The organism is Autumnicola psychrophila (genome assembly GCF_031846645.1).
In the GTDB taxonomy this organism is placed as follows: Bacteria; Bacteroidota; Bacteroidia; order Flavobacteriales; family Flavobacteriaceae; genus Autumnicola; species Autumnicola psychrophila.
This window is the reverse complement of record NZ_JAVRHN010000023.1, coordinates 1-2,560: the sequence shown is the minus strand read 5'-3', so window position 1 is coordinate 2,560 and position 2,560 is coordinate 1. Positions and strand designations below refer to the sequence as shown.

The 2,560-nt window shown below is 40.2% G+C and carries 2 protein-coding genes; both read left to right on the top strand.

From position 1 onward, the window contains the following. Window positions 1-134 precede the first annotated feature (134 nt). Window positions 135-872: a gliding motility-associated ABC transporter permease subunit GldF gene (gene gldF / locus RM541_RS17310; protein WP_311501386.1), complete on the top strand. Its 738-nt coding sequence runs from the start codon at window positions 135-137 to the stop codon at window positions 870-872. A 2-nt stretch (window positions 873-874) separates the two neighbouring features. Continuing rightward, a complete protein-coding gene (gene gldG, locus RM541_RS17305; RefSeq protein WP_311501385.1) occupies window positions 875-2,551 on the top strand; it encodes a gliding motility-associated ABC transporter substrate-binding protein GldG in 1,677 nt (558 codons plus the stop codon). The last annotated feature ends 9 nt before the right edge of the window (window positions 2,552-2,560 follow it).

The window sequence follows — 2,560 nt, the reverse complement described above, 5'->3', positions numbered from 1 at the left end:
TTTATCTTTTTGAAATTACTTCAGTATAAATGAGGAACTTATTTTGACTTTTATTCAACAACCAACAAAAAATACCAAACCCTAAACGAGTCACAACAGACAACAAACAACTGCTAATTGCTAATTGAAATTTAATGTTCGCGATACTTAATAAAGAAATACAATCCTTTTTTTCCTCGCCAATTGGTTATTTGGTGATAGGGATTTTTCTGGTGGTTTGCGGATTGTTTTTGTTTGTTTTCTCTGGGGAATATAATATTCTGGATAATGGTTTTGCAGACCTGAAACCCTTCTTTAATCTAGCGCCCTGGATCTTTATTTTCCTGATTCCTGCAATAACAATGAAAAGCTTTTCCGAAGAAAAAAAGCAGGGCACCATGGAATTATTACTGACCAAGCCAATCGGATTATGGCAGTTAATTTCCGGAAAATATCTTGGGTCACTAATATTGATGATTTTAGCCATTGTACCTTCAATTCTATACGTAATCACAATTTATCAGCTTGGGAATCCTGTAGGTAATCTCGATGCTGGAGCGACCTTGGGATCTTATATAGGACTCATCCTTTTGGGTGGTTGTTATACTGCAATCGGTATTTTTGCTTCCAGTATTACGAAAAATCAGATTGTGGCATTTATCGTAGCGGTTTTTCTCTGCTTCCTCTGTTTCTTTGCTTTTGAAGGACTTGCAGGATATAATTTTTTCGGAGATGCTACCTACGGAATTGAATATCTTGGCCTTAGCTATCACTACCAAAGCATTAGCCGCGGTGTGGTAGATACGCGTAATATCATCTACTTCTTCAGCTTTATTATTTTATTTCTGAAGCTTACGCAACGGAGTTTAAAATCAATTAAGCAAAAATCCTGATCTTGAAGAAATCCGGCACATATAAATCCCTGGCGATTCTAATAGTAGGTTTAATCCTGCTTAATGTTTTGGCTGCAAACTTCTTTACGCGTCTCGATCTTACACAGGATAAACGTTATACGCTTTCTTCCGCAGCAAAAAATATTATTGAAGATGTAGAAGAACCGGTAATTATTGATGTTTTCCTGCAGGGAAATTTCCCTCCGGAATTCCGAAGATTACGTAATGAAACCCGGCAGCTTCTGGAAGAATTTAGAGCTTACAATTCTAATATAAAAGTCAATTTCATTAATCCTTTAGCCGAAGGGGATGACGCCAACGCCATCGCGCAGGAATTTTTACAAATGGGGATGACGCCGGCGAGGGTAAGCGTTCAGGAAAGCGGAAAAACCAGTGAGGAAATTGTCTTTCCCTGGGCAATTGCAAACTATGGCGATAAGACGGTGAAAATTCCGTTGCTTAAAAATACTCTTGGCGCCACGGACGAAGATCGGGTGACCAACAGCGTACAGCAATTGGAATATGCCTTTGCCAACGGACTCGATAAGCTCATTTATCCCAAGGAAAAGAGGATAGCCGTAATGCGCGGAAACGGAGAACTGCCAGATGCCAATATTGCCGATTTTTTACAAACGCTTCAGGAGTATTACTACATTGCTCCGTTCACATTGGATTCCGCAGCGCAAAATCCGCAAAAAACACTTCAGAATTTGAATGAATTCGACCTGATTCTGGAAGCAAAACCCACGGAACCCTATACCGAAAATGAGAAGTTTGTTCTCGATCAATTCACCATGAACGGCGGTAAATCTATCTGTCTCGTGGAAAGTGTGGCGATGGAAACCGACAGCCTTTTAAATCAATCAGGCACCGCTTATGCCCTGCCCCGGGATTTAAATCTTGGTGACCTTTTCTTTTCCTACGGAATCAGAATTAACCCTGTACTTATCAATGATCTTTATTCTGCGCCAATAATTCTGGCTTCGGGAAGTGGCAATAACACGAGGTTTAATCCATATCCCTGGTTTTATAGTCCGTTAAGCTCCTCCCCCAACGACCACCCGATTATTAACAATATCGAGGCGGTTAAATTCGAATATGCCAACCAGATCGATACGCTTGCCAACGATGTTGAAAAAACCATCCTTTTAAGCAGTTCCCCACGAACAAAAGTAGAAGGAACTCCGCTACAGATCAGTCTTGAAATGGTAAGTCAAAAACCCCAATTATCGACCTATACAGATGGCGAACAACCGCTCGCTGTATTGCTCGAAGGCGAATTTACTTCAGCATATAAAAACCGTTTAAAACCTTTCGAAATTGAAAATTCGATGGAGGAAAGTACAGCAACAAAGATGCTGGTAATTTCTGATGGAGATGTGATTAAGAATGATCTACAGCGCGGTGCTCCACTGGAACTGGGTTTCGAAAGATACACAGGAACTACTTACGGAAACAAAGAATTTTTGCTAAATGCCGTCAACTATATGCTGGACGATAATGGTCTTATTGAGATAAGGACCAAAGAAATCAGCATCCCTTTTCTGGATCCTGTAAGAACAGCAGAGGAGCGTGAAAAATGGCAGGTGGCGAATCTGGTAATTCCCTTACTTATTTTGGCAATTTTCGCCTTTCTCTTCAATTTTTTCAGGAGACGTAAATACATCAAAAGAGCCTAAGCAGTTAAA

What these genes read in the sequence shown, in the direction of transcription:
- gldF (WP_311501386.1), top strand. Translation starts at nt 135, where the DNA reads ATGTTCGCGATACTTAATAAAGAAATACAATCCTTTTTTTCCTCGCCA.